Below are 22,450 nucleotides of genomic sequence, written 5' to 3'. Positions count from 1 at the left end.
TGCACCTATGTATATACTACTCTTACCACTTCTATATTGTCCAATTCTTTCTATTCCTGCCTGTATAGTCGGATTGTATTTTCATCAATTATTTCACAAATACGTGATTGCCAATCGTTGCGGTAACCGTCATGGACTGGAACCATTCCGATTGCGTGCTTGCGCTGCTAAAGTATAGAGCGCCATTCGACGGATCACTGCCTTTGGCCGCCTTAATGGCCGCTTTGAACGCCGTCTCATCCGGCATTAGCCAATATTGTCCGCCGCTTACCGTCGAGAAGGCTCCCTTAGCAAATATTACTTCCTCAATACTGTTAGGAAATTTCGGCGATTGTACCCGGTTCAAGACGACGACCGCAACTGCGACTTGACCCGTGAACGATTCCCCTCTCGACTCGGCATTAACAATCCGAGCCAGTCTGGATAAATCCGCCCGACTAACCGTCACCTTCTTCAGCGCATGCATGGTCGTCTGTCCGACAATACCATTCTGAATAATGCCGGCACCACGCTGGAATCGTTTCACTGCGCTCGCTGTCTGAGTGCCGAACTTGCCATCCGCCTGTGCAGTCAAGTAACCGAGCATCCTCAGCCGCTGCTGCAAATCGATCACATTATTGCCTTCACTTCCAATCTTCATCGTCACAAAGGCAGTAGCTGCGTCAGTCTGCTGCTGCCCGGCTAAGATTATCGATATAACGATCAGTCCAATTAACATCCATCTGTACCAAGATTTAAACACGAGCATTATCCCTCCAATGTTTACAGATGCGATAACAGGCGAGGTGTGGAAACACAACAATTGGAAAAGGTGCACGCTAAACATTGTAGCATTAATCGGAAGAGCGACAGTCGTTTACTAGAAAATTCTAATATTAATCGGTGACGCAGCATGTGGATATTCCGATTTTATATCGGGCAAAAATAATTGCATGCAGGAAACATTACGACATTAAGGAGGAAGAATATGGGACTCTGGCTCGGAATCGGATTACTGTCGGTTGGCTTGCTGATTATTAATGCAGCATTCGCTTATCAAGCCGTACATGTTGAGGAAGCGCTAAGCAAGACGGCACTGTACCATCTAAAAGTTTTGCCCTTCTTTTACGCAGCCAATTTAATGGTCGGAATCGGTATTCGGGCAGCTAACAAAGCAGCAACCAGCTTAACCTTCTCACTCAGCCTGGCCAAAGGTATCGAGCTCGCCATATGCGTACTGATCGGCTGGTCATTTATGCGTGAGACGCCGACGTGGCGGACAGCTGCCGGACTGGGAATCGTCCTCATTGGCTTTATCGTCATGAAGTGGAAGCCTGCAGGCTAGCAATTACCTGTATCCGTAAAAAAACAACACCCCCCAACGATCCGGAAGCAGCTCCGGTTCATTCGGGGGTGTTATATATGCCTTATACGCTTGCTGCAGCAATATCCAGCTTCATGGCCGGCTGCCTTGGCAGATGGATTTCAACCTCATGTGTGCGGCCATCATCGGTGAGCGTAATATACGTTCCATCTGAATCGCGGCTTACAATCCCTGATTCAGATTGCGCTGTCAGCTCGCCCGACTCGTCCACTTCGAGCGGGAGCGAGGACTCGGACAACGTGTCCATCATCCTCACCTTCACCTTGTACACCGACCGGCCGAACCTGTAATTAACCTCGAAGCCCGGCCAATCCTTCGGTACAGCCGGCTTGAAGTACAGCTTGTCCGCCTTGCGCTGCAGTCCGATTATCCACTCTATGCCCGCTTGATACATCCAGCCTGAAGCGCCAGTATACCACGTCCATCCTGCACGCCCTTTAACCGGATCGCGCGTATAGACGTCTGCTGCCATAACATATGGCTCGCCGGCATATTTCCGTACATCGCTTTCACTCCGGGCATGAGTAACCGGATTGAGCAGATGGAACAGTTCGACCGCCTTGTCTCCGTTGCCAAGCACGCTCCATGCAACGATGCTCCAGATGACGCCGTGCGTGTACTGGGCGCCATTCTCACGGATGCCTGGCGGATAACCTTGAATATAGCCCGGATTTGGGTCGGTCCGATCAAACGGCGGCGTAAGCAATCGAGCGACCATCAGATCCCGGTCGACCAGCTCGCGGTCGAACGACATCATCGCCTGCTTCGCTCTCTCCAGTGGAGCAGCGCCGGAAATTACCGACCACGACTGTGCGATTGCATCGATCCGGCATTCCTCATTGCGCGTTGAGCCAAGCCAATGTCCTTCGTCCGCTCTTGCACGCCGGTACCACTGTCCGTCCCACGCGCTGTTATTGACCGCTGCTGCAATAGCTTCCCGTCGAGCCCGGTACGTCTGCGCCCGATCTCGATCGCCTTTCAATTCGCATACCTCCGCGAATTTGCGCAGCACTTCGCACAGAAACCAGCCGAGCCATACGCTTTCGCCTTTGCCTAAATCGCCGACTGAGTTCATACCGTCGTTCCAATCTCCAATGCCCATGAGCGGAATACCGTTCTCCCCGAAACGGGAAGCCCGCTCGATTGCTCGGATACAATGCTCATAGATCGTACCGGTCTGTTCAGACAGCACAGTCGGCTCGTACCGCTCATGCTCCTCGAACGTAAGCGGTTCGCTGCGGATGAACGGCGCTACTTCGTCGAGCAGCGACAAGTCTGCGGTATGCGTAATGTACCGCGCTGTTGCATACGGCAGCCACAGCAGGTCATCCGAGTATTTGGTCCGAATGCCGCGGTGCGTTTCTTCATGCCACCAATGCTGTACATCGCCTTCCTCATATTGATGGGCAGCATGAAGAATAATTTGAGACCGTGTCATACTCGGTTTGGTGTGAAGCATCGCTAACGAATCCTGCAGCTGATCGCGGTAGCCGAAGGCGCCTCCCGCTTGATAGAATGCCGTTCTTGCCCACATCCGGCAAGCGAGCGCCTGATACAGCAGCCAACCGTTCAACAGATAGTCCATCTCCCGGTTCGGCGTACGGATCGTCGTCTGCATCGTCATCTCTTCCCAGAAGCGGATCGACTCTTCAAACACAGCAGCGCAAGCGGCACCATTATTATATTTGCGTGCTATGCTTAGCGCCGCTTCCTTAGAGTACTCCGCACCAAGCAGCACGTAGACCGTGCGCGAAGCACCCGGCTCGATCGTAATCCTCAGCTGTACGGCACCGCATGCATCATACTGAGGGCCCGTTGTATTCGAGAGTCTTGCATAGTCCATCGCTTCCGGCGATTGAGGCGTCCCTCCCCGGCCAAGCCATTCCATCCGATCCGCCGTATACGAGATGCGCTGTTGCAGCGGTACGGCTGTTGCAGAATCCGTTCCGTCTGCATCGTGAATAGCGAGAAACGCCCAATCCTCACGGAACGTTTCCTGATAGCCGTTGCGCGCGAGCAGGACGTTGTCATCCTCGCTCCATTCCGAGATGATATGCGAGGCGCTGATTTGACGCTTCACGCCAAGCACCCAATCGCAGACGTAGTAAACCGATAACTCTCTCGTTTCACTAGTCGCATTATCGAGCTTTAGCTCGATAATTTTGACCGAATCGGATTTCGGCACATACATCGTCATTTGCTGACGCAAGCCGCGGTCCGCCCGGCGAAACCGGGTATAGCCGCGCCCATGTGCAACCGTACACGGCGAATCCGCGGAGCAAGGCATCGGAGCAGGCGAGCCGAAATGCCCTGTCTTATCGTCACGGACATAGCATGCTTCGCCCGGCGGATCGAGCACTGGATCATTCGACCATGGAGTGAGCTTAAATTCGCGGCTGTTGCGCCACCACGTATAGCCTGTTCCAAGCTCGGTGACGAGGAAGCCGAATTTCTCGTTCGCCATGACATTGCTCCATGGCGCTGTTAGAAATTTGCCGCCTCGCAGCGCGATCCGGTACTCACGGCCATCCTGCGTAAATCCGCCCCAGCCATTGAACAGATCGAGCTCGGAGGACAAGTCCGCCTCAACCGTATCCGAAATAGCGGGCCATGCATCTGAAATCGGTGGTGCTGTCACCTGCAGTCGTTCATACGTCAGCTCCGCGGCCCGCTTCGGCGCCTTCAGCTGTGCCTTCAAGCTCGGTCCTTCCGCACGCAGCACATAACGGGCGACCGCGAACAGCAGCGTCCGCTCCTCGTCGGACAATTGGTTCGCGGCCACAGGATATACACCGCCAGGTCGTACCGCATGCTTGTCGACGTTATGCTCAATAGCGCTGCGGAGTCCGTCCGTTACGTCCTGCTGATAGCCGCCGTCTGATTCATTCACGATAACCAGATCGAACGGAATGCCTTTGCGGCACAAATAACCATGTCCGCTCATCAGCCGAATCGCGAAAGGCATTTGAGACCGGTCCTCCATCGTGACGATTACGATCGGCAAATCTCCGGATATGCCCATCGACCACAGACCGGATTGCCCCTTCACATTCGCAGCGATACTTGCAGCACGTTCCGAATGAAGCGGCGATGCGTATAGCACGCGTCCGGCTAACGTATGAATGAGCGCCGCTTCTTCGGCCGTCATCCGCTGGTGACGCAGATCGATCCGGCTGTGCGTCCAAGCCAGCTGGAACGTCCGTTCGATCTGTGATTCACCACACAATGCCCGCTTAATCGCAATAGCTTCTTCGCGTGTTTCCGCCGTGCCCGTGATCGCATACAGTTTCACCTGCTCACCCGGGCCAATCGAGACTCGGCGCCGAATGGCGAAGATCGGGTCGAGCACGGCGCCGACCGTTCCGGATAGCTTGCTTGCGATGCTTCTCGGACGCTGCAGCGTATGGCCGCGCCCGATAAAGCACGCACGATCCGTCTCGTATTCAATCGGGCCGATCGACTCACATCCCGCAGAGAGCGACTGCACAGCCCAGCGATGCTTCTCATGACCATCGCGCGGTCTTCTGACTGCGAGCAGACATTCCTCAGCCTCGTCATATTCAGTCTGCACGAACAGCTTACTGAACGCTGGATGAGCATCGTCCGCTGAAGGAGGAGCAAGAACAACCTCCGTATAGGTTGTCACTTCGAATATACGTGTCTCCTGACTCCCGTTCGTGAGCGTCAGCCGACGGACCTCTGCGTTCAACTCAGGCGATACGCATATTTCGAGCTCCGTACCGATCGGGCCGTCCTTGCGGAGAAAGGCTGCCTGATGAAGCGCGAACTGCGTCCGCATATCATCAGCCCGTACACGGCACGGCTCATAAGCCGGCGACCAGACCGCATCAGCAGTCACATCCCGGATATACATGCCGATGCTCGGAGGATCGAGAATCGGGTCCTCGCGCCATCTGGAGACTGCAATGCCGCCATGACGCGTAAATCCGCCCCCGCTCGCTGTTACAACCGATGTGAACGAGCCATTGGACAGCACACATACTTCTGGCAGCGGCGTAATCGGATCCGTAAATTCGCGTTGCGGCGCCGTTTTTTCCTGCTCCTGTACCGCTTCCGTCCGAGTCGAGTACGACTTCACCGAATCGGTAATGACCGCAGGCTTATCCGGCATCCGCTCCTGCAGCAGCAGCTCCACCGCTTGAATTCGTTTGTCCGAGTGGAAACGGTCAACCATCGTTCGCGGCAGCAGCTCGTTAGCCAGCGTCAGCAGGCTCATCCCTTGATGATGCACCATGAAGCTGCGAATGACGACGCTGCGCTGACCTTCAGGCAGCCGCTTGCTCGTGCAATCAATCGCTTCGTAAAAGCCATGCTCACCGCGCGCCCCCATCTGCTCCATACGACGAAGCGCATCAAGCGCCTCGCGCTTCGCATAAGGCAGCGCCATAATTGTCGCATACGGAGCTAACACAAGATCCTCTTCAAGTCCGCGCTGGAATCCAAGCCCCGGTACACCAAAGGCGCGGTATTGATAGTTCATTTGATAGTCGAAGGCGTAATAGCCGGATTCCGAAATGCCGAACGGCACATTCCGCATAGCAGCATACTGAATCTGACGCCGCACCATCCCGCGATACGTCCGTTCCCAGACTGAATTGCGGAATGTCTTCATTAACAGCGCAGGCATTAAATATTCGAACATCGTGCCCGACCAAGAGAGCAGCGTCGCATCTTTACCTGACTTCGTCATAGCCCTGCCCAGCTTGAACCAATGAGCAGCTGGAGCCTGGCCTAACGCAATTGCCAGCAAGCTGGATTGGCGAGCTTCCGATGCGAGCAAATCGTACAGGATAGTCTCCTTGCGATTCGCCGAAGCATGATAACCGAGCGCGAACAACGAGGAGGCTTCGTCATACAGAGGCCGGAAGTCAGTATCATCAATCAGCTTCTCTAAACGCGCGATCAGACGCTTCGCCTGTTCACGAATACGACCTGTTTTGGATTGCAGCGAAGCCGCACCTGTACTCGCTTCCTTTCCGATACCGAACGCATACTCCGCGACGCCTTGCTTCACCGCAACGAGATAGCCGACGAAGTTACCTGAATCGACAGTCGACACATAAAGCGGCGGCAGCGGACGAAGCGACGTTGTCTCATACCAGTTGTATAGATGACCGTTCCACTTCTCCAGCTTCTCAATGGTGTCCACCGTCCGCTCGATCCGCATCAGCATATCGAGCGTATCGATAAAGCCGAAGTCGCGAGCAGCAAGCGTACATGCAAGCTGAAGGCCGATATTCGTCGGCGATGTCCGCTTGGCCGGCCCGACTGGCGGGTCCATCTGCACATTATCCGGCGCTAACCAATGATCGGACTTGACTGTATAGCGGTCGAAATAGGACCATATATCCGCCGCCAATTCGGTCAGCTTCGCTCGTTCCTCCTCCGTTATCGTTTCGGAACGAACGGCTGACGGCTGACTCAGCCAGCGTGCAACAGCAGGTGCAAGCAGCCACACGATCGCCAGGACAGCTCCAATCCACCTTGTAGGCACATGCGAAGATAGAATCGTTATTGCTCCATAGGCAAGCGTCAGTACGACTCCCGCACCTAGCCCATAGATGGCCGGAGCCTTCTGATGCTTGCTGCGGCGTTCAACCTCAGCCGAGCTTGTCCATTCCAGCAGCTTGCGTTTCGTGCCGAACATCCGGTACAACGTTCGGATCACTGCATCCAGCATGACTGCCGTTTGGTACGGCAGTGTAACGAGTGTCACAAGCGACTGGCCTAACGCCGCCGCTGCGGAAGTCGGCTTACGGATGAGACTTACCGGCTGCAGCACCGAGCGGATGAGCGGCATACCTATCGTAAGCAAAGCGATTGTTGTAAGTACCGCCCATGTCCACGGCGGCAGGAACGGTGCAGCGAGCAGCGCGGCCAACAGAGCTGGCTGCAACAGGCTTCTCCGCATATTATCAATGATCTGCCAGCGTGTCAGGGCGGACAGATCCACCTGCTCAAGCTTGCCGCTTCGGTTGCATACCTTCGGCTTCAGCCAGCACAGCAGCTGCCAATCGCCCCGCACCCAGCGGTGAAGCCGCTGCTGATAGGCGCCGAACTTCGCCGGATGACCGTCGATCAGCTCGATATCCGACAGCAAGCCGCCGCGAAGAAATCCGCCTTCCAGTAAATCGTGGCTCAAAACCGTATTGTCCGGAATTCTCTCACTAAGAACGGCAGCGAAGCTGTCGATGTCGATAATGCCTTTGCCAGTAAATATCCCTTGTCCGAACGTATCCTGATACGGGTCCGACATCGCGAACGCATACGGATCGATTCCTGGCTCACCGGCCCACAGCCTAGCCAGACGCGATTGCGACACCGAATCGTAGCTGACACCAATTCGCGGCTGCAGCACGCCATAGCCTTCGACAACTCTCGTACGCTTCTCGTTCAGCCTTGGCCGATTGTAAGGGAGATGCATCGTGCCCACCATACGCTGTGCCGCTCCAAGCGGTAGCTGCGTGTCGGCGTCCAGCGTAATGAGATAACGAACGCCCTGCAGCTCTTGAGGAAGCGATGAGCTGTCTAAGTAGCTCGTTCCCGTATCGCCCCTAAGCAGACCGACGAACTCGACCAGCTTGCCGCGCTTGCGTTCCCATCCGATCCACGCTTTCTCCGACTCATTCCATTGCCTCCGACGCTGGAACAGATGAAATGTTCGTCCTCCGTCATCTCTTGGATATTGCTTATTCAATTGCGCAATCCGCTCACGCGCCGCTTTCAACAGCTTGTCGTCGGAGCTGAGCCTCTCGGATTGCGCATCCGCATAATCGCCCAGCAGAGCGAAATACAGATGCTTGTCCCGATTAGCCAAATAATGCAGCTCCAGCCGATCTGTTAGCTCTTCGACCTCTTCGATCTTCGACCAAATAATCGGCATAACCACGATCGTCTTCGCATCCTCCGGTATGCCCGATGCATAATCGTATCGGAGCAGCGGGCGCGAGCGCACCATATTACCGACCATTGCTTGACCGGCAGTTACCGCCCACTCTGCGGCAGGCATCAACAGCAGCAGGACGACTGCAATCCAACTCCCGGCCGCTAGCTTGCTGCTGGCTCCAGCCCATATAGCGAAAATAACGGTAAACGCAGCGAAGGCGAAGCCGACCATCGACATGTAGGCCGTCCCGCGTCTGCGTCTAACTAAGGACGCCCGGTTCGCACGCGGGTCGCTGCATGATTTTAACGCTTGGTGCAGCCGTTCGACTCCAACTGAATCAAGCAAATAGTATGCGGCAAATCGGTTCCTTGGCGTCGATTCCTCGGAAGCCGCAGAAGAGCCGGAATGCTCCATCCCAGCTTCCGATTCCGGAGCGCTATCTGACGACGCCGCAAGCTCAACTGCTTTGGATGCAATCAAATTTTGCGGCACGCCGAACCGCTCCGCGAGCTGCTCAACACGTTGACGGAGCGTATGCCGGCTCGTCTCATCCATCCGGGAGTACGTACCCGCCGCTTCGCTTGAAAGCGTTCGTTCGACGACACTGATTCGCTCAAACACGGTCTTCCACTGCCCCCGGGATAAAGTACGAAGGCTTCCAATCAAATGGCTGCACTCCACTTCATGAGCCGCTTGCAGTTGATGCTCATAGGTAACGATTCGGCTCAGATTGTCGGTGTCAGCATCCAGCTTGCAAATTAGCCATTCCCGGACAGAGCCCGCATCATCAGCCCATTCATTCAAATGACTGACCAGATGGACAAGAACCGCACCGGACAACGGCAACTGCTCGCCGTGCCGTTCGAGCGCCTCCTTCATATCAGCCGCGCATAGCTTCCCGTCTTGAGGCGCCGCCGACTTAAGCAGCCGCTCGACACGAACGCATGCTTCGTGTCGCTCGCGAACTTCGCGCATCAATGCCGCCAGCCGTTCAATAGCCGTCAGCCGCAGCATAACCGGCAGCGTCCACGCTTCCGCAAGCGTCAACACAGCGACCTCTTGATAAGCATTCACGAATGCCGTCAATGTATCATATTCAAGACGCCCGTTCGTCGCCTCATAATAAGCGGCTCCCAGCGCCGCTGTACGCAGCCGCTGCTCATTTTTAAGCCCTGTCAGCTTCCGCAGCACGCCGCGTTTAAGCTCCCGTTCCACTACGAGCGCTTCCTTCTCGATAAAATCCGCATGATCCAGCAGCCACTGCTCGGCAGGCTGCGTGCATGCGCCCCCCTCTTCCTTCAACAGTGCGGCGAACTGCCGCAAGCTTGCCATATCGCGATGCCAATCCCGCAGCGGATCAGTGTCCATCCGCTTCGAGTTGACCGGTTGATGAATGAGTGCCAGCTCATGCGCCTTCTGCTCCAGTTGCTCGGCGTTTAGTACCATGGGTCCCCCTTGCTTTACATCCGTCTTCCTTAAATCTGTTTGCCTTCATAACTTGATAAGGCTTTTCGGTAAATACCGATACAGACAGACCTTAAGGAGCCTGTCTTTTGTTGACTTAAGTAAATATTCCCAAGATCGCTGCATTTTATGACCCCTTGAACAAAATATCCTTACGAACAATAAAAAAACGGACCTGTAAAGTCCGTTAATCCGTTCGTAATCGTATACCTGGATATTCATTTTACACTGCTAGATATCAATTGAATCACTTCCTCATTTTTAAGAAGATTCATAAGGGACGAGGCTATCTATATTTACAAATCTATTAATTGATCCTATTTCCCTCTTGAAGTACGAACGATTTCCAGAAAAAACGTGAGGTTTATACAAAACTTATGAAAGATTTAATAGATTACGACGCCCAGGTTATGTACTCACGGTGCAACGACATTAGCTTTCACACAAAAAAACAAGGCGTCCATGGACACCTTGCTGAAATCATTCCATATGATAAGTACCAGCCAAAAGAGCTAGACCATAATTTAAGTACGCTTAAGCGGGATATCCACATATTTGCGATATTTATCCGGTTCCACTTCTTGATACACTCGAACAAATTCAACCTCGAATGCCGGATATGGACTCAGCTCTCTCTCCACTTTGCTGTACATGTCCTCCAAATCCTCGCGGGTCATCCCCCATAGAGTATGTCCCAATGTCAAATGCGCATGATACTTATCCAGCTCGGAATATTGCTGAATAAGCTCCGCAGAAGACCCTACCGCCCGCACGATTTTCCGGTGCAAATCCTTTAAATGAGTTGAATCTACGTTAAGCACCAGCTTCTCCTCCCCGAGCCTGGCCGGGCTATGAAGAGCAGCGCGGAATACAGAGAAGCTCTTGCACACCGCTTTCACCTCGTTAAGCCAATTGTTGTTGTCCGGTGTCAAGCCTCCCTGCGATTTTACGATTATGTGAGGCTCGACATCAGGAAGAAGATGATGCGGCCATTGCCGTTGAAAGGCAGTAATTCGGTGAAGGTAATCTTCTGGCGGTAAAATCCCGACAAAAAATTTCATGATCTAACCTCCCATAATTCGTTGGCTTCTACTGTCAAATGTAGGTACCATCAATATTTAATGATAAGAATGAGGTATTAACCATGTAAGCCAAGGAAATCAACCTGTATTCATATACATTTATTTTATCATAGCATCATTGATCTGGAACATCCGCACTCATTCTTTAACTCAATCTTTACTCCCGTCGAACATTCCCTTAATCAAAAGGAAGTAACATTAACCTTGAAATATGATTCCTAACTCTAAGGAGGATTAGATTTCATGATGCGACAGGAGCGGCATTTGCATCACATGTGGCAGACCGTTCCAAGCAAAGCGAAATCCCACTTCAATATTCGACGAAAGCTAAAGTCGACGTTTTGCTAGGCGGCGGCGAAGATTACTGGTTCCCTACAGGCCATTCAGGGGCGTTCGAGGATGAATCAGCTGAAGATCCGTCTGAGAATAGCAAAGGTACGCAGGGCAATCTTGTAGCCAAGGCACAATCGCTCGGCTATAGCTATGTAACAAATAAATCCGATATGCAAAAAGCGACAGGTAAACTGCTCGGCCTGTTCGCGAACGAAGAAATGTTCCAGCAAAATCCGGAAGGTGAAGGCGATCTGTACAATCCGGTCGTGTCACTGCCAGACATGACGAAGAAAGCTATCGAGACGCTGTCCTCGAACCCTAACGGCTTCTTCCTCATCGTAGAAGAGGAAGCAACAGATGAAATGGCGCACAGGTGGGTTCTCCATCGAGCCAGTAGACAACAAGGACGAATCCGGAGACGGGATTTCCGCAGAGGACGGGCCATTCTCTATCGCGAAGTCCGACCAGAAATTTATAATTGATTGGACGACTTCCGGTCACACAACAGTCAACATTCCTATAACGGCAATCGGTGCAAGTTCTGAGCTGTTTACCGGCTCATAATAACTCTTCTCTCAGCTATCAAGAAGCTATCCACCATCTGGATGGCTTCTTTTTTATGACGACAGGCAGCCGCAATAACCGCACTGAATCAGTGTTAGACTCAAAATATGAGAATGGTTCAACTTTTTTGTGAACATTTGATCTTCCAGACATTTTATGCGTTTCCCTATTGTTGTCAGATTTCATTTGCTCGTTATAATAAGAAGATAGACCTAATCTGTGAATATCCCAACAACGAGTACCCGACACGAAGGAGTGCACCGCTATGTCCGTTACGATTAAAGATATATCCAAGCACGTTGGCGTCAGCTATTCGACTGTAGCCAAGGCGCTTAATAACAGTCCTCTTGTGAAAGAAGCAACGAAACGCAAAGTGATTGCGGTCGCGGAGTCGCTCGGCTACCGGCCGAATCTTGCTGCTCGAAGCCTAGTAACGAAACGAACCGGCCTAATCGGCATCGTATGGCCGAACGTCGAACGACCAGCATTATCCTCGCTGCTCACATCGATTCAGAAGCGTCTGGCTGACAAAGGGTTAACCGCGCTGTTGTCGATTGATGAGGCCCAGCAGGCCATTACAACATTCTTAAACCTGCGGGTAGATGCAATCCTTATGTTCGAAGAAAGCGCGGACGGCATCGACGACGGACAAGCTTTAGCTAACGTGCCGTTCATATCAATCGGCATGCCGGTACGGCCAGACGTACCGGCTGTTGATATGAACCGCCGGGAAGCCATCAAGCTTGCCGTAACGACGCTGATTGCGAAAGGACATACCCGAATCGCCTATATCGGTCCCTATGCCGAAGCATCGATACAACAACGTGAGAAATGGATTGGATACCGGGAAGGCATTTATGAGGGGGGACTTTCATTCGAGAATGGGCTGCTTATCGATTCGAACGGCTTGTCGTGGCAGCATGGCTATCAAGCCGCTCAACAGCTGCTTGCGCTAAGCAATCGTCCAACAGCTGTCATCTCGGGCAGCTACGATCTCGCCGCTGGTATGCTGCGCGCGTTCCAGACCTACGGTATTACCGTACCTGACGATATCGCGATTATAAGCTACGACCATATTCCGCACCTAGAACAGCTCGAAGTATCCATCTCGGCGGTCGGCGTGTCCGAGGACGCTTTGTCGGAAGCTGTCACGAGGACGGTGCTGCAGTCGATCGAATCGCCTGGCAGCGTACCGCTTCGAACACCGCTGACACCCGAATATATTCATCGCCGCTCCGATTAAGAGAAGAACAAGAATATGCCTCTCCGTCTATGCAAGCAGGCTCATGTGAGCCTGTATGCATGAAGGAGAGGCTTTGTTAATGATACAGGTTTATGTGCGAACAAGCACAGCTGGCTCCTCGCCAAGCAGCGACAGACGTACTGCATGCCAAGCGGCTCGCAGCGCCTCCTGCAGCGGCCAGGCAGCCGTTCCGGCAGCCATGACAGCAAGACCATGTCGATAGGTCAGTGAGGCGCCTGCCGTTACGCCATATTCACTTCGATCCGGCGTATGCTGAAGCGCTTCACGTGCGGCTTCAAGCTCCGGAACGCCGATTCGATCGCCATAGATGAGCAGCGTGCCGATATGAGATGCATTGTCGAAGCAGCCTGGCGCCGTAATCGATTGCGCTGCTGGTTCAATCAACTGCCGCTGGGCAGCAATCCGCTCATCACCATACCAGACTGACAGCCGGCTGTCGAACCGATTATATTGAAACCGTTCGCCGCGCAAAGTACGTCCCGGACACCATACATCCGCCTGCATCCAGACAGCGCCAGGGGCAAGCCGGACTTCCGTCTCGCTTACGAACTGCGAGTCTTTATAAAGCATGACTGGCTCCGGCATATGCTCGACTACAGCATTATGTTCCAAGATGAAGGTCTGCTTCATGGAAGCGCCGCCTAGCGAGCCTGCCGGATGCACCTTCGTGAAGGATTGGTTGGTCACATACAATCGGCTTTCTGGTCCGCAATGCCACTCCAGCTCATAACGGTCGCCATCCATCAGTCCCGGTGATACGTCCATAACGATTGCGCCGAGAGATAAGCCTAGCGGAAATGTTTTGGCGATCTTAATTGGAGCCGTATGATACTTCCCCGTCATGATCGTCGACTCGCCCTGTCGCTCGAATGAAGCACGTAATTGGGCGGCAGATGCAGCTGCAGCTAAGCGATCAATGCGAATGCTGGTGTTCATGGCTATGGCTGCCTTCAGCATGATGCGCATGCTCGTGCAAATGGTCATGCGAGCGGCCGTATGCATGCGCGATTTCGTGCTCCAGCCAATGAACGATATCCGCTACCCCTTCGCCGCTGAATAGATTCGTGAACACGAATGGGCGATCGCCGCGCATCCGTTTTGAATCATCGGCCATGACCTGAAGGCTTGCTCCAACATGAGGAGCCAGATCGATTTTGTTAATAACGAGCATATCCGAGCGCATAATACCTGGTCCGCCTTTGCGCGGAATTTTCTCCCCTTGCGCGACGTCGATAATATAGATGAACCGATCAACAAGCTCCGGACTGAACGCTGCAGCAAGATTATCGCCGCCGCTTTCGATAAAAATAAGCTCTAGCGGCGAGAACCGGCTCTCCAGCTCCTCGATCGCTTCGAAGTTCATCGACGCATCCTCGCGGATTGCCGTATGCGGACAGCCTCCCGTCTCAACGCCGATTATACGCTCCTCCGGCAGCACGCCGGTCGCTGCTAGAATACGAGCATCTTCCTTCGTAAAAATATCGTTCGTAATAACCGCCAAGCTGTAACGATCCGACAGCTCCCTTGCGAGCCGCTCGACCAGCGCTGTTTTGCCTGAGCCTACTGGACCTCCGATGCCGATGCGAATCGGTCTTGTGCCGTCGATTACCGGCTGTACCCACTCTTTATGACTATGTCCTTGTCCTTGGCACATCGTACATTCCTCCTCGATCATATATAATTGCAGTTGCTGCTTTTATGACATGAAGAGCCGGGAATATAGCGTCTCATGACGAAGCATCGCAATTTCCGCCATTGGCATATTAGCGTATGCCTCTTCCGGTTCAAGCTTAGCCGCTATACTCCAAGCCTGCTCCGTCACGGGAGTCAGCCGTGCAATTAACCGCTGCCCTTCGGTCTGCCCTATCGACATAAGCCGCAAAGCGCTATTAATCGTCGTGACGATACTGGTGTAGAAATAACTCTCGCAAGCCTGCTGCAGCGAAACGCCAAGCTGCAAGCAGATGATTCCGTGTACAAGCGGCAGTGTCGCTAGACAATGCCCTTCCTTAACTGAAGCTGTTACATCCGCCATATTGAGCTCAGGCCAAATATCAGTCGACAGCTTGAGCAGCCGTTTGCCCATCTTCTCGACGCCCTGCCGCGTCTCTATCGCGAGCCGCTGCATGTGGACAAGACGTTCTACTGACCATAATCGGTCCCACTCTTCTAATGGCGCGTCGCGATACACCGCCTTAATGACCATTGCATCGGATGTCGCCCAGCTGTGGGTAAGCATTGTCCGCACATACGTCTCCAGCTGCGAACTGCTGGCCATTCGTCCTTCCTGCACCATCGTCTCCAAGCCGAATGAATGCGAGAAGCCGCCGATCGGAATGGCCGAGTCGAGCAGCTGCTGCAGCGTCAGCCAATTCCGCATCGCCATAGATTAGAATAAGAAATACCGCTGCGCCATCGGCAGCACGTCTGCAGGCTCGCAGGTGACATGCTCTCCGTCCACCGTCACGCGGTACGTCTCCGGATCGACTTCGATGCGCGGCGTCGCATCGTTATGAATCATATCCTTCTTCGTGATCGACCGACAGCCGCGTACAGGCTCGACTCGTTTGCTTAGGCTGAGCCGTTCCTTTACACCATTTTCATACGCGGCCTGGGAGACGAACGTAATCGAGCTGCTGGCGACTGACTTGCCGAATGCGGCAAACATCGGACGCCCCCATACCGGCTGCGGGGTCGGAATCGAGGCGTTCGGATCGCCCATCTGAGCATATGCGATACTGCCGCCCTTCAGCACGAGGTCCGGCTTGACGCCGAAGAAGCTAGGACTCCATACGACAAGGTCTGCGAACTTGCCCAGCTCCACCGAGCCGACAAGATGCGATATGCCATGCGTAATAGCCGGGTTAATCGTATATTTCGCAATGTAGCGTTTAATGCGGAAATTGTCGTGCGATTGGGTGTCAGGAGCGAGCGGTCCGCGCTGCCGTTTCATTTTGTCCGCAGTCTGCCATGTACGAATAATTACCTCTCCGACACGACCCATCGCTTGAGAATCGGAGCTGATCATACTGAACACACCCATATCATGCAAAATATCTTCCGCCGCAATCGTCTCCGGACGAATACGCGAATCAGCGAAAGCCACATCCTCCGGAATACGGCTGTCGAGGTGATGGCATACCATCAGCATGTCAAGATGCTCTTCAATCGTATTAACCGTGAACGGACGTGTCGGATTCGTCGAGGACGGCAGTACATTCAGCTCGCTGGCCGCCCGGATAATATCGGGTGCATGACCGCCGCCGGCTCCTTCCGTATGATACGTATGAATCGTCCGACCCTTGAAAGCAGCCAGCGTATCCTCCAGGAAGCCTGCTTCGTTCAGCGTATCGGTGTGAATCGCCACTTGGACATCATATTGGTCTGCTGCGGCCAGGCAGGCATCGATCGCCGCCGGCGTCGTTCCCCAATCCTCATGCAGCTTTAGCCCAATCGCCCCTGCCTCAATCTGCTCGATAAGCGGACCAGGAAAGGAGGAATTGCCTTTGCCCGTCAGACCAATATTCATCGGGAACGCTTCAATCGCCTCCAGCATGCGCGCCAGATGCCAAGCACCAGGCGTTACCGTCGTTGCATTCGTACCGGTTGCCGGACCTGTCCCTCCGCCGATCATCGTGGTAACACCGGATGCGAGCGCTGTTTCAATCTGCTGCGGACAAATAAAATGAATGTGCGAGTCGATACCGCCAGCGGTTACGATTTTACCTTCGCCCGCAATGACTTCCGTGCTTGCCCCCGCGATCATGCCTGGCGTCACGCCGTCCATAATATCCGGGTTGCCTGCTTTGCCGATTCCGACGATAATGCCGTCCTTGATGCCGATGTCTGCCTTCACAATACCCCAATGATCGATAATGACTGCATTCGTAATAAGCGTATCTAGAACGCCCTCGTCACGAAGTGCACCGCTCGATTGCCCCATGCCGTCGCGGATTACTTTGCCGCCGCCGAATTTACACTCATCACCGTATACCGTATAATCATGCTCAATCTCAGCCCACAGCTCTGTATCTGCCAGCCGGACGGCATCGCCGGTTGTCGGGCCAAACATTTGCGCATAGCTTTTTCGGTCGATGCTGCTCATCTACGCCTTCCCCTCCCATGCCTCAAGCCGTGCGCTTACTTCGTCGCTGACCGCCCCGCGAATTGCTTCCCCTAGCGTAAGTCCATTCAAACCGAACGAACGCTTGGAGCCGCCAAGCTCAACGACACGTACCGGCTTCTCCTCGCCTGGCTCGAACCGTACTGCCGTACCGGCTGGGATATCGAGCCGCATGCCGAAAGCAGCCCGCCGATCGAACTGAAGCGCCCGATTCACCTCGAATAGATGAAAATGCGAACCGACCTGTACCGGCCGATCGCCTGTATTCACAATAATAATCTCCGCCGTCTCCCGACCGGCGTTCAATTCGATATGCCCTTCTGCTGTGCGGTATTCGCCAGGAATCATGGTTCTCACTCTCCTATCGGATGGTGAATAGTGACAAGCTTCGTACCATCCGGGAACGTTGCTTCCACCTGCACCTCGTGAATCATGTCGGCTACGCCCTCCATCACTTGCGAGCGCTTCAGAATCGTCGTTCCGAATGCCATCAACTCAGCAACTGTCCGGCCGTCGCGCGCACCTTCCATAATTTCGGATGTAATGATCGCGACGCTTTCCGGATAATTTAGCTTCACGCCCCGCTCCAACCGGCGCCGGGCCAGATCTGCTGCGACTGTTATTAGGAGCTTCTCCTTCTCACGTTCTGTTAGCTGCATAATTCACCTCTTCATTCGCGTGGCTTCTATCCGCTTATCGCGGGTGTAACTTACCAACATTATAGTAGGAGAAATATAAACTGTAAACAGTTTTGTGTAAGGTTATATGACATAAACACTCGTTTTGCGTCCACTTTCTGTAACATTCCGTTAACATATGTTCGATAATATGACACAACTTGACGTTTTGTTACTCTCATACGTCATAATAAGACAGCCTCGCTCCTGGTTGAGGCGAGGCTGTCTTATTATTTATCGTGCTGCCAATCGGATATTTAGGAGTTAAAGATCGGCTGTTCATTTCAAATGAAACGAATCAATAGACCTAGCAATAACGCAACATCATTAGGGTAGCCTCCGCTCCTAAACATAGGTACGGTTTCCAATTGACCTCCGAATCAATCCAGTCCGGCATCTCAAAATACGGATTCGTAACAACCAGCTTAACAATTATTTCCAAAAGATGAATACAGCATCAATCGATCATCACAAATATGACTATTGTTGTATTGTAAAGATAAAATAGGGATTTACTGATAAAAAGGGGTAAAACATTGATGCAATTAACGACAGAGAACCGAATTATTGGCTACATCGTTTTTCACCGCTATTACAATGATCGAATCTACGAAATCGGCTGGGTATATTTCATTCGGATTATTATAATCGTGGGTATGCAACGGAGGCGTCCCAAGCGGTATTGGATTACGCTTTCGGTACAATGCGAATTCATCGGCTTATCGCAACTTGCCAGCCGGACAACCCGCCGTCCTACCGGGTAATGGAAAAAATCGGAATGCAACGGGAGGGCTACTTCAAGCAATGTATCCCCCATGGTGATAACGAATGGTGGGACGAATACTACTATGCCATCCTAGAGAATAAGTGGCGAGAGCAGATAATGCTACGAGAGAAGAGCAGCCAACAGTAATCCTAACATTGTGGTATATGACATTGATCATGCTATAGGGATAGGTTTCAAATGAGGAAGAATAAGTAAATCAGGAGGGACAGATATGACAACCACAATAGGGCTTATCAGGCATGGCGTTACGGAATGGAATAATCTTGGCAAGGCTCAAGGTATATCTGATATACCTCTCAACGGAGAAGGAATACAACAGGCTACCGCATTAGCTAATCGACTTTCAAGCGAAGAGTGGGACATGATCTTCTCCAGTAACCTTACGAGAGATCGCCAAACTGCCGAGATCATTCAGCAATCTTTAGGAATATCTTCAATACTCGTCGATGAGCGTAATAGAGAGATTAATTGCGGGCTAATAGAGGGTACCACTGAGGAAGAACGCATTTCTAATTGGGGGGGTAAATTGGCACGAGCAAGATCTTGGTATGGAAGGCATATATAGATAATACATCTTTAACTATTATTACGCATACTAACAACAATTGGGCATGTCCATTATACAATTGTACCGAACACCTTTAGTTAGCTTGAACAAGACCGTACCTCAAACCCCCTAACAGGCTGTCCGCACGGTCTTGTCCATGTCTCACCTTAAGAAGCTTAATAACCTCTGATGAGGCGAGTCTTCAAATTAATATTTGGCACCGTCATCTTCTTCGCCAATAGCGAGAGTCGTTGCGATCGGACCGCCGTCCTCTTCGCCGAGCGCCAACGTCGTATAAATTGGTCCACACTTCGGAGGCAGCACGATACAGTCACCTGGTGCATTACCGCCCTGTACTTCCTTCAAGCATTCTTCATCCAGCTCTACTGCATTAGTTCTCCACTGAAGCTCATTCATCATGACTTCCTGCTGCTTTGCATCGAATTTGATCTTCATCATAATACCTCCTCATATGAGTTCAATTTATTGTAGCGCCATTACTACCAAACTCTCGATATTCTGATCTCCTGGCCCTGCCGCTCAACCTCCATCATCTTCACTCGTTTGCCAGTTTCTCTCCCCAAACGGCTCCTGCTGCTCTTCATTCATCGGCATAATGACACGATGCTGCGAGGTCAGCACTTGCTCGGACCATTTCATCATGACCTCGAAGTAAGGAAATAACGGCGAAGCTACCGGTTTGAACATAACAGCCTTATGCCCGCTCCACTCGTCATAAGCAGATGAGTTATCGGAGGCGCCTCCTGGTAGCGGTTTCATTACTGCCCGTCCTCCAACTCGCGACACAAAATCACGAGCGACACTAACCGAGGAGGTTATGCAGGTGGCCGGCCGGTAATGTAACGTCAATCTTCCGAAGCTAAAACACCAAATAGAACATATTGCTTACATATACTAGTTTAAATCTAATGTAACTCCCACGAATAGAGAAAAAAGTCCTTATTCAGCATTGAAGGCAGTAGACCGAGTAGGTCAACCGCTTTATTCTACCTGCCGCTTATGTGCCAATAGCAACCTTTATCCGCCTGGACATCATATTGGACATATTTGTCTTATGCTTAGCGCTCCTCACCAATCACAAGCGTCGTAATCCAGCCCTCCTCGCCAATCGCCATCGTCGTAACCGTAGTGTCCTCTTCGCCAACCGCATCTGTCGAATATCGCGGCGGCCAATTGACAAGGATATCCCCAATCGCTCCACCGGCGACTTCCATAATTTCCGTCATATCGACCTCCTGAAGCTCCTTATCTAGACACAGCTCTTTCATGACAGCCTCTTGCTGGGCTGCATCCAATTTCAACTTCATATTAGTTCCTCCTCTTATTTAAGATGATTTATTTGTAGCATCTTGATCACCATACTCGAGCTATTCTGACCTCCTGGCCGCGCCGTTCAACTTCCATCCACGAGAATCGTTTACCCATTTTCTCCCACAGTTGTTCCTTCTGTTCATCATTCATCGGTACGACAACTCGTTGCGACTGAGATTGAAGCATTTGCTCGGACCATTTCTTCATGACCTCGAAATATGGGAACAATGATGTAGCTACCGGCTGTGACATAAATGGTTTATTATGGTGATACTCGCCAGGTGCGACATTATCTATCGAGTCGATTGAGTTATGCATCCTAAGAAATTCAATTATACGATCCGTAATCGGCGCCGCCGTCTTAATCTCGATATCGAGATAAGCAGGCATGCTGTTGCATTCAATCAGCACATATTGCCCTTCCGGTGTAAGCCGGAGATCAATGCCGCTAAAGCGTAATCCTAGTTCCTTCATCGCGCGATCACACATTTGTACAACATCATCTGGAAGTGTAACTTCCCTATATGTTATCGCACCGTTCGAATAATTCGGGTCAGTGCGGTAATCTAAAATATCTTCATTTGACGTTACAATCACATGCGCCGACAGTACCTGACCCTCTAGCATATTGACCCTAACGTCCTCACCTATGATCTCATTTTGAAAAATAACAGGCTCTCCAAATGTATCAGCGTCATGCAGATTGATCCAGAATGATTCGTCTACCCGCCGGCAGAAGCTTCCTCCCGGAAGAGGCTTGCATACCGCTTGTCCGCCAACGCGAGCAACGAACTCCCTTGCTGCATTTACGGATGATGTTACGCAAGTCTCAGGAAGCTGAATGCCTGCGGCTTTAAGCTTATAAAGCTGGTAATACTTCGACGTATTCGAGGGAGGATTAATGACAAAAGCACCTTGCTCGTGCATAATCCGCAGCCAACCCCGTATTACTTCCGCTCTTCCGCCGAATTGAACCTGAGCGTTATATCGTTTAGATTCCTCAGTCTGGAAATAATCCGGATTATGTGTCATTACCCCTCTGAAGAATACAGATGATACACTTTGAAGCGGCTTGCCGTTATAGTACAGAACACCATTTTGCAAAGCATAATCGTTCGTAATCGGCGACCCTAACTCTATAAAGTCTGCCCCCAGCTTCTTAAGACGGTCTACCATATGCCTGCAATGTGCGTCGTCCATCGGATTCACAATAATTGTAGTCATTTATCTATCATCCCTTCTCATTTACGTAAGTTGAGCCACATATGCAGTGTCCTTCTTCTTGGGAACAATCAATATTCAAAATTAACTTTTATATCGGCTGAATCTACAGGACAGTCCAAACAACGAATTCTAGTTACATGAACAACCTTAATTGTCCGAATATGATGGCGTCCATACACAATAGAGAAGCTATTTTCACTATTAACGTTACTATTATCTAAACCTATTCGTTTAATTCTTATATGTACAATCATTCAATTGAGGATAGATCAGCAATATTTGTATAAACGAGGGCCGCACAGATAGCCTCAATCCAAGCTATCTGCACGGCCTTGTCCATTATTCTGCTCAAGACGGCCGATTCCCCTCTTGAAACAGCCATACGATATATTATTTAATGCCGCCGTCTTCTTCGCCAAGAGCCATAGTCGTGTAGATCGGGCCGTCCTCTTCACCGAGAGCAAGCGTCGTATAGATTGGGCCCTTCGGAGGCAGTACGACACAGCCACCTGGCAAAATGCCGCCGTGTACTTCCTTCAAGCTCTCCTCGTCCAGCTCCACTGCGTTAGCATTCCATTGCAGTTCGTTCATCAAAGCTTCCTGCTGCATTGCATCCAATTTGATCTTCATCATAATTCCTCCTTTAAATTAGTTCATTATATTTGTAGCGCCATTACTACCATACTCCAGATGATCTGACCTCCTGGTCGTGCTGCTCGACCTCCATCCTCTTCGCTATCTCGCCGCAATTGCTCCTGCTGCTCTTCGCTTATCCACGGCATC

The 22,450-nt window shown here is 51.8% G+C and carries 17 protein-coding genes and 2 pseudogenes; 5 read left to right on the top strand and 14 right to left on the bottom strand.

Translation table 11 applies throughout. The features are described 5' to 3' along the window. Positions 1-88: 88 nt before the first annotated feature. Positions 89-742, bottom strand: a complete 654-nt coding sequence (locus PXY01_RS11260; RefSeq protein WP_246027882.1) for a cell wall hydrolase — start codon at positions 740-742, stop codon at positions 89-91. A 225-nt stretch (positions 743-967) separates the two neighbouring features. On the opposite strand from PXY01_RS11260, the gene PXY01_RS11255 reads away from it, so the two are divergent. Next, a complete protein-coding gene (locus tag PXY01_RS11255) occupies positions 968-1,324 on the top strand; it encodes a hypothetical protein (protein ID WP_127569941.1) in 357 nt (118 codons plus the stop codon). 82 nt (positions 1,325-1,406) lie between these two features. Here PXY01_RS11255 and PXY01_RS11250 read toward each other — a convergent pair whose 3' ends face one another. Continuing rightward, positions 1,407-9,716, bottom strand: coding sequence for a glycoside hydrolase family 94 protein (locus tag PXY01_RS11250; RefSeq protein WP_127569940.1), 8,310 nt, complete (start codon positions 9,714-9,716; stop codon positions 1,407-1,409). A gap of 542 nt (positions 9,717-10,258) precedes the next feature. Beyond that, the gene (locus PXY01_RS11245; RefSeq protein ID WP_127569939.1) at positions 10,259-10,795 is read right to left on the bottom strand and encodes a 2'-5' RNA ligase family protein; all 537 of its coding nucleotides are present in this window, start codon (positions 10,793-10,795) and stop codon (positions 10,259-10,261) included. A gap of 266 nt (positions 10,796-11,061) precedes the next feature. On the opposite strand from PXY01_RS11245, the pseudogene PXY01_RS11240 reads away from it, so the two are divergent. After that, positions 11,062-11,713 (top strand): annotated as a pseudogene (locus PXY01_RS11240) (alkaline phosphatase); the annotation flags it as partial. Between the two features lie 265 nt (positions 11,714-11,978). Next, on the top strand, positions 11,979-12,956 hold the full coding sequence (locus PXY01_RS11235) for a LacI family DNA-binding transcriptional regulator (RefSeq protein WP_127569938.1): 978 nt from the start codon (positions 11,979-11,981) through the stop codon (positions 12,954-12,956). Between the two features lie 90 nt (positions 12,957-13,046). On the opposite strand, the gene PXY01_RS11230 is transcribed toward PXY01_RS11235, so the two are convergent. Genes PXY01_RS11230 through PXY01_RS11205 form a run of 6 tightly spaced genes read right to left on the bottom strand, consistent with a single transcriptional unit; the run spans position 13,047 to position 17,759 of the window. Further along, positions 13,047-13,913: an urease accessory protein UreD gene (locus PXY01_RS11230; RefSeq protein WP_246027881.1), complete on the bottom strand. Its 867-nt coding sequence runs from the start codon at positions 13,911-13,913 to the stop codon at positions 13,047-13,049. Beyond that, the gene (gene ureG / locus PXY01_RS11225) at positions 13,891-14,631 is read right to left on the bottom strand and encodes an urease accessory protein UreG (RefSeq protein ID WP_127569937.1); all 741 of its coding nucleotides are present in this window, start codon (positions 14,629-14,631) and stop codon (positions 13,891-13,893) included. Before ureG ends, PXY01_RS11230 begins: the two co-directional genes overlap by 23 nt. 42 nt (positions 14,632-14,673) lie before the next feature. Continuing rightward, entirely contained in the window at positions 14,674-15,357 is a 684-nt protein-coding gene (locus tag PXY01_RS11220; RefSeq protein WP_246027880.1) for an urease accessory protein UreF, read from the bottom strand. Between the two features lie 9 nt (positions 15,358-15,366). Further along, positions 15,367-17,082 (bottom strand): urease subunit alpha, encoded by a 1,716-nt coding sequence (gene ureC / locus PXY01_RS11215; protein WP_127569936.1) that lies wholly within the window; start codon positions 17,080-17,082, stop codon positions 15,367-15,369. Further along, the gene (ureB, locus tag PXY01_RS11210; protein WP_127569935.1) at positions 17,083-17,448 is read right to left on the bottom strand and encodes an urease subunit beta; all 366 of its coding nucleotides are present in this window, start codon (positions 17,446-17,448) and stop codon (positions 17,083-17,085) included. A gap of 5 nt (positions 17,449-17,453) precedes the next feature. Next, positions 17,454-17,759 carry an urease subunit gamma gene (locus PXY01_RS11205; RefSeq protein WP_127569934.1) on the bottom strand — a complete coding sequence of 102 codons (306 nt, stop codon included), beginning with the start codon at positions 17,757-17,759 and terminating at the stop codon, positions 17,454-17,456. 563 nt (positions 17,760-18,322) lie between these two features. Here PXY01_RS11205 and PXY01_RS11200 point away from each other — a divergent pair. Continuing rightward, positions 18,323-18,690, top strand: a pseudogene (locus tag PXY01_RS11200) (GNAT family N-acetyltransferase); the annotation flags it as partial. 85 nt (positions 18,691-18,775) lie between these two features. After that, positions 18,776-19,129: a histidine phosphatase family protein gene (locus PXY01_RS11195; protein ID WP_246027879.1), complete on the top strand. Its 354-nt coding sequence runs from the start codon at positions 18,776-18,778 to the stop codon at positions 19,127-19,129. A gap of 189 nt (positions 19,130-19,318) precedes the next feature. Here the strand turns inward: PXY01_RS11195 and PXY01_RS11190 are convergent, their stop codons facing one another. The 5 genes from PXY01_RS11190 to PXY01_RS11170 all read right to left on the bottom strand — a co-directional run bounded on the left by PXY01_RS11190 (position 19,319) and on the right by PXY01_RS11170 (position 22,300). Next, positions 19,319-19,570, bottom strand: a complete 252-nt coding sequence (locus PXY01_RS11190) for a hypothetical protein (RefSeq protein WP_127569933.1) — start codon at positions 19,568-19,570, stop codon at positions 19,319-19,321. An 81-nt stretch (positions 19,571-19,651) separates the two neighbouring features. Next, complete coding sequence (locus tag PXY01_RS11185; RefSeq protein ID WP_127569932.1) at positions 19,652-19,891, bottom strand: hypothetical protein; 240 nt, start codon at positions 19,889-19,891, stop codon at positions 19,652-19,654. A gap of 299 nt (positions 19,892-20,190) precedes the next feature. Beyond that, positions 20,191-20,439 carry a hypothetical protein gene (locus tag PXY01_RS11180; protein WP_127569931.1) on the bottom strand — a complete coding sequence of 83 codons (249 nt, stop codon included), beginning with the start codon at positions 20,437-20,439 and terminating at the stop codon, positions 20,191-20,193. Positions 20,440-20,485: 46 nt separating this feature from the next. Beyond that, a complete protein-coding gene (locus PXY01_RS11175; RefSeq protein WP_127569930.1) occupies positions 20,486-21,667 on the bottom strand; it encodes an ATP-grasp domain-containing protein in 1,182 nt (393 codons plus the stop codon). Between the two features lie 390 nt (positions 21,668-22,057). After that, a complete protein-coding gene (locus PXY01_RS11170) occupies positions 22,058-22,300 on the bottom strand; it encodes a hypothetical protein (protein ID WP_127569929.1) in 243 nt (80 codons plus the stop codon). Positions 22,301-22,450 lie beyond the last annotated feature (150 nt).

Source organism: Paenibacillus xylaniclasticus, assembly GCF_004001065.1.
GTDB classification, from domain to species: Bacteria; Bacillota; Bacilli; order Paenibacillales; family Paenibacillaceae; genus Paenibacillus_T; species Paenibacillus_T xylaniclasticus.
Note: the sequence above shows the minus strand (reverse complement) of the source record. Positions and strands in the feature narration are given on the sequence as shown.

What these genes read in the sequence shown, in the direction of transcription:
- PXY01_RS11170 (WP_127569929.1), bottom strand. Translation starts at nt 22,300, where the DNA reads ATGATGAAGATCAAATTGGATGCAATGCAGCAGGAAGCTTTGATGAAC.
- ureC (WP_127569936.1), bottom strand. Translation starts at nt 17,082, where the DNA reads ATGAGCAGCATCGACCGAAAAAGCTATGCGCAAATGTTTGGCCCGACA.
- ureB (WP_127569935.1), bottom strand. Translation starts at nt 17,448, where the DNA reads ATGATTCCTGGCGAATACCGCACAGCAGAAGGGCATATCGAATTGAAC.
- PXY01_RS11175 (WP_127569930.1), bottom strand. Translation starts at nt 21,667, where the DNA reads ATGACTACAATTATTGTGAATCCGATGGACGACGCACATTGCAGGCAT.
- PXY01_RS11235 (WP_127569938.1), top strand. Translation starts at nt 11,979, where the DNA reads ATGTCCGTTACGATTAAAGATATATCCAAGCACGTTGGCGTCAGCTAT.
- PXY01_RS11245 (WP_127569939.1), bottom strand. Translation starts at nt 10,795, where the DNA reads ATGAAATTTTTTGTCGGGATTTTACCGCCAGAAGATTACCTTCACCGA.
- PXY01_RS11180 (WP_127569931.1), bottom strand. Translation starts at nt 20,439, where the DNA reads ATGAAGTTGAAATTGGATGCAGCCCAGCAAGAGGCTGTCATGAAAGAG.
- PXY01_RS11190 (WP_127569933.1), bottom strand. Translation starts at nt 19,570, where the DNA reads ATGATGAAGATCAAATTCGATGCAAAGCAGCAGGAAGTCATGATGAAT.
- PXY01_RS11195 (WP_246027879.1), top strand. Translation starts at nt 18,776, where the DNA reads ATGACAACCACAATAGGGCTTATCAGGCATGGCGTTACGGAATGGAAT.
- PXY01_RS11230 (WP_246027881.1), bottom strand. Translation starts at nt 13,913, where the DNA reads ATGAACACCAGCATTCGCATTGATCGCTTAGCTGCAGCTGCATCTGCC.
- PXY01_RS11185 (WP_127569932.1), bottom strand. Translation starts at nt 19,891, where the DNA reads ATGAAACCGCTACCAGGAGGCGCCTCCGATAACTCATCTGCTTATGAC.
- PXY01_RS11255 (WP_127569941.1), top strand. Translation starts at nt 968, where the DNA reads ATGGGACTCTGGCTCGGAATCGGATTACTGTCGGTTGGCTTGCTGATT.
- PXY01_RS11220 (WP_246027880.1), bottom strand. Translation starts at nt 15,357, where the DNA reads ATGCGGAATTGGCTGACGCTGCAGCAGCTGCTCGACTCGGCCATTCCG.
- PXY01_RS11205 (WP_127569934.1), bottom strand. Translation starts at nt 17,759, where the DNA reads ATGCAGCTAACAGAACGTGAGAAGGAGAAGCTCCTAATAACAGTCGCA.
- ureG (WP_127569937.1), bottom strand. Translation starts at nt 14,631, where the DNA reads ATGTGCCAAGGACAAGGACATAGTCATAAAGAGTGGGTACAGCCGGTA.
- PXY01_RS11250 (WP_127569940.1), bottom strand. Translation starts at nt 9,716, where the DNA reads ATGGTACTAAACGCCGAGCAACTGGAGCAGAAGGCGCATGAGCTGGCA.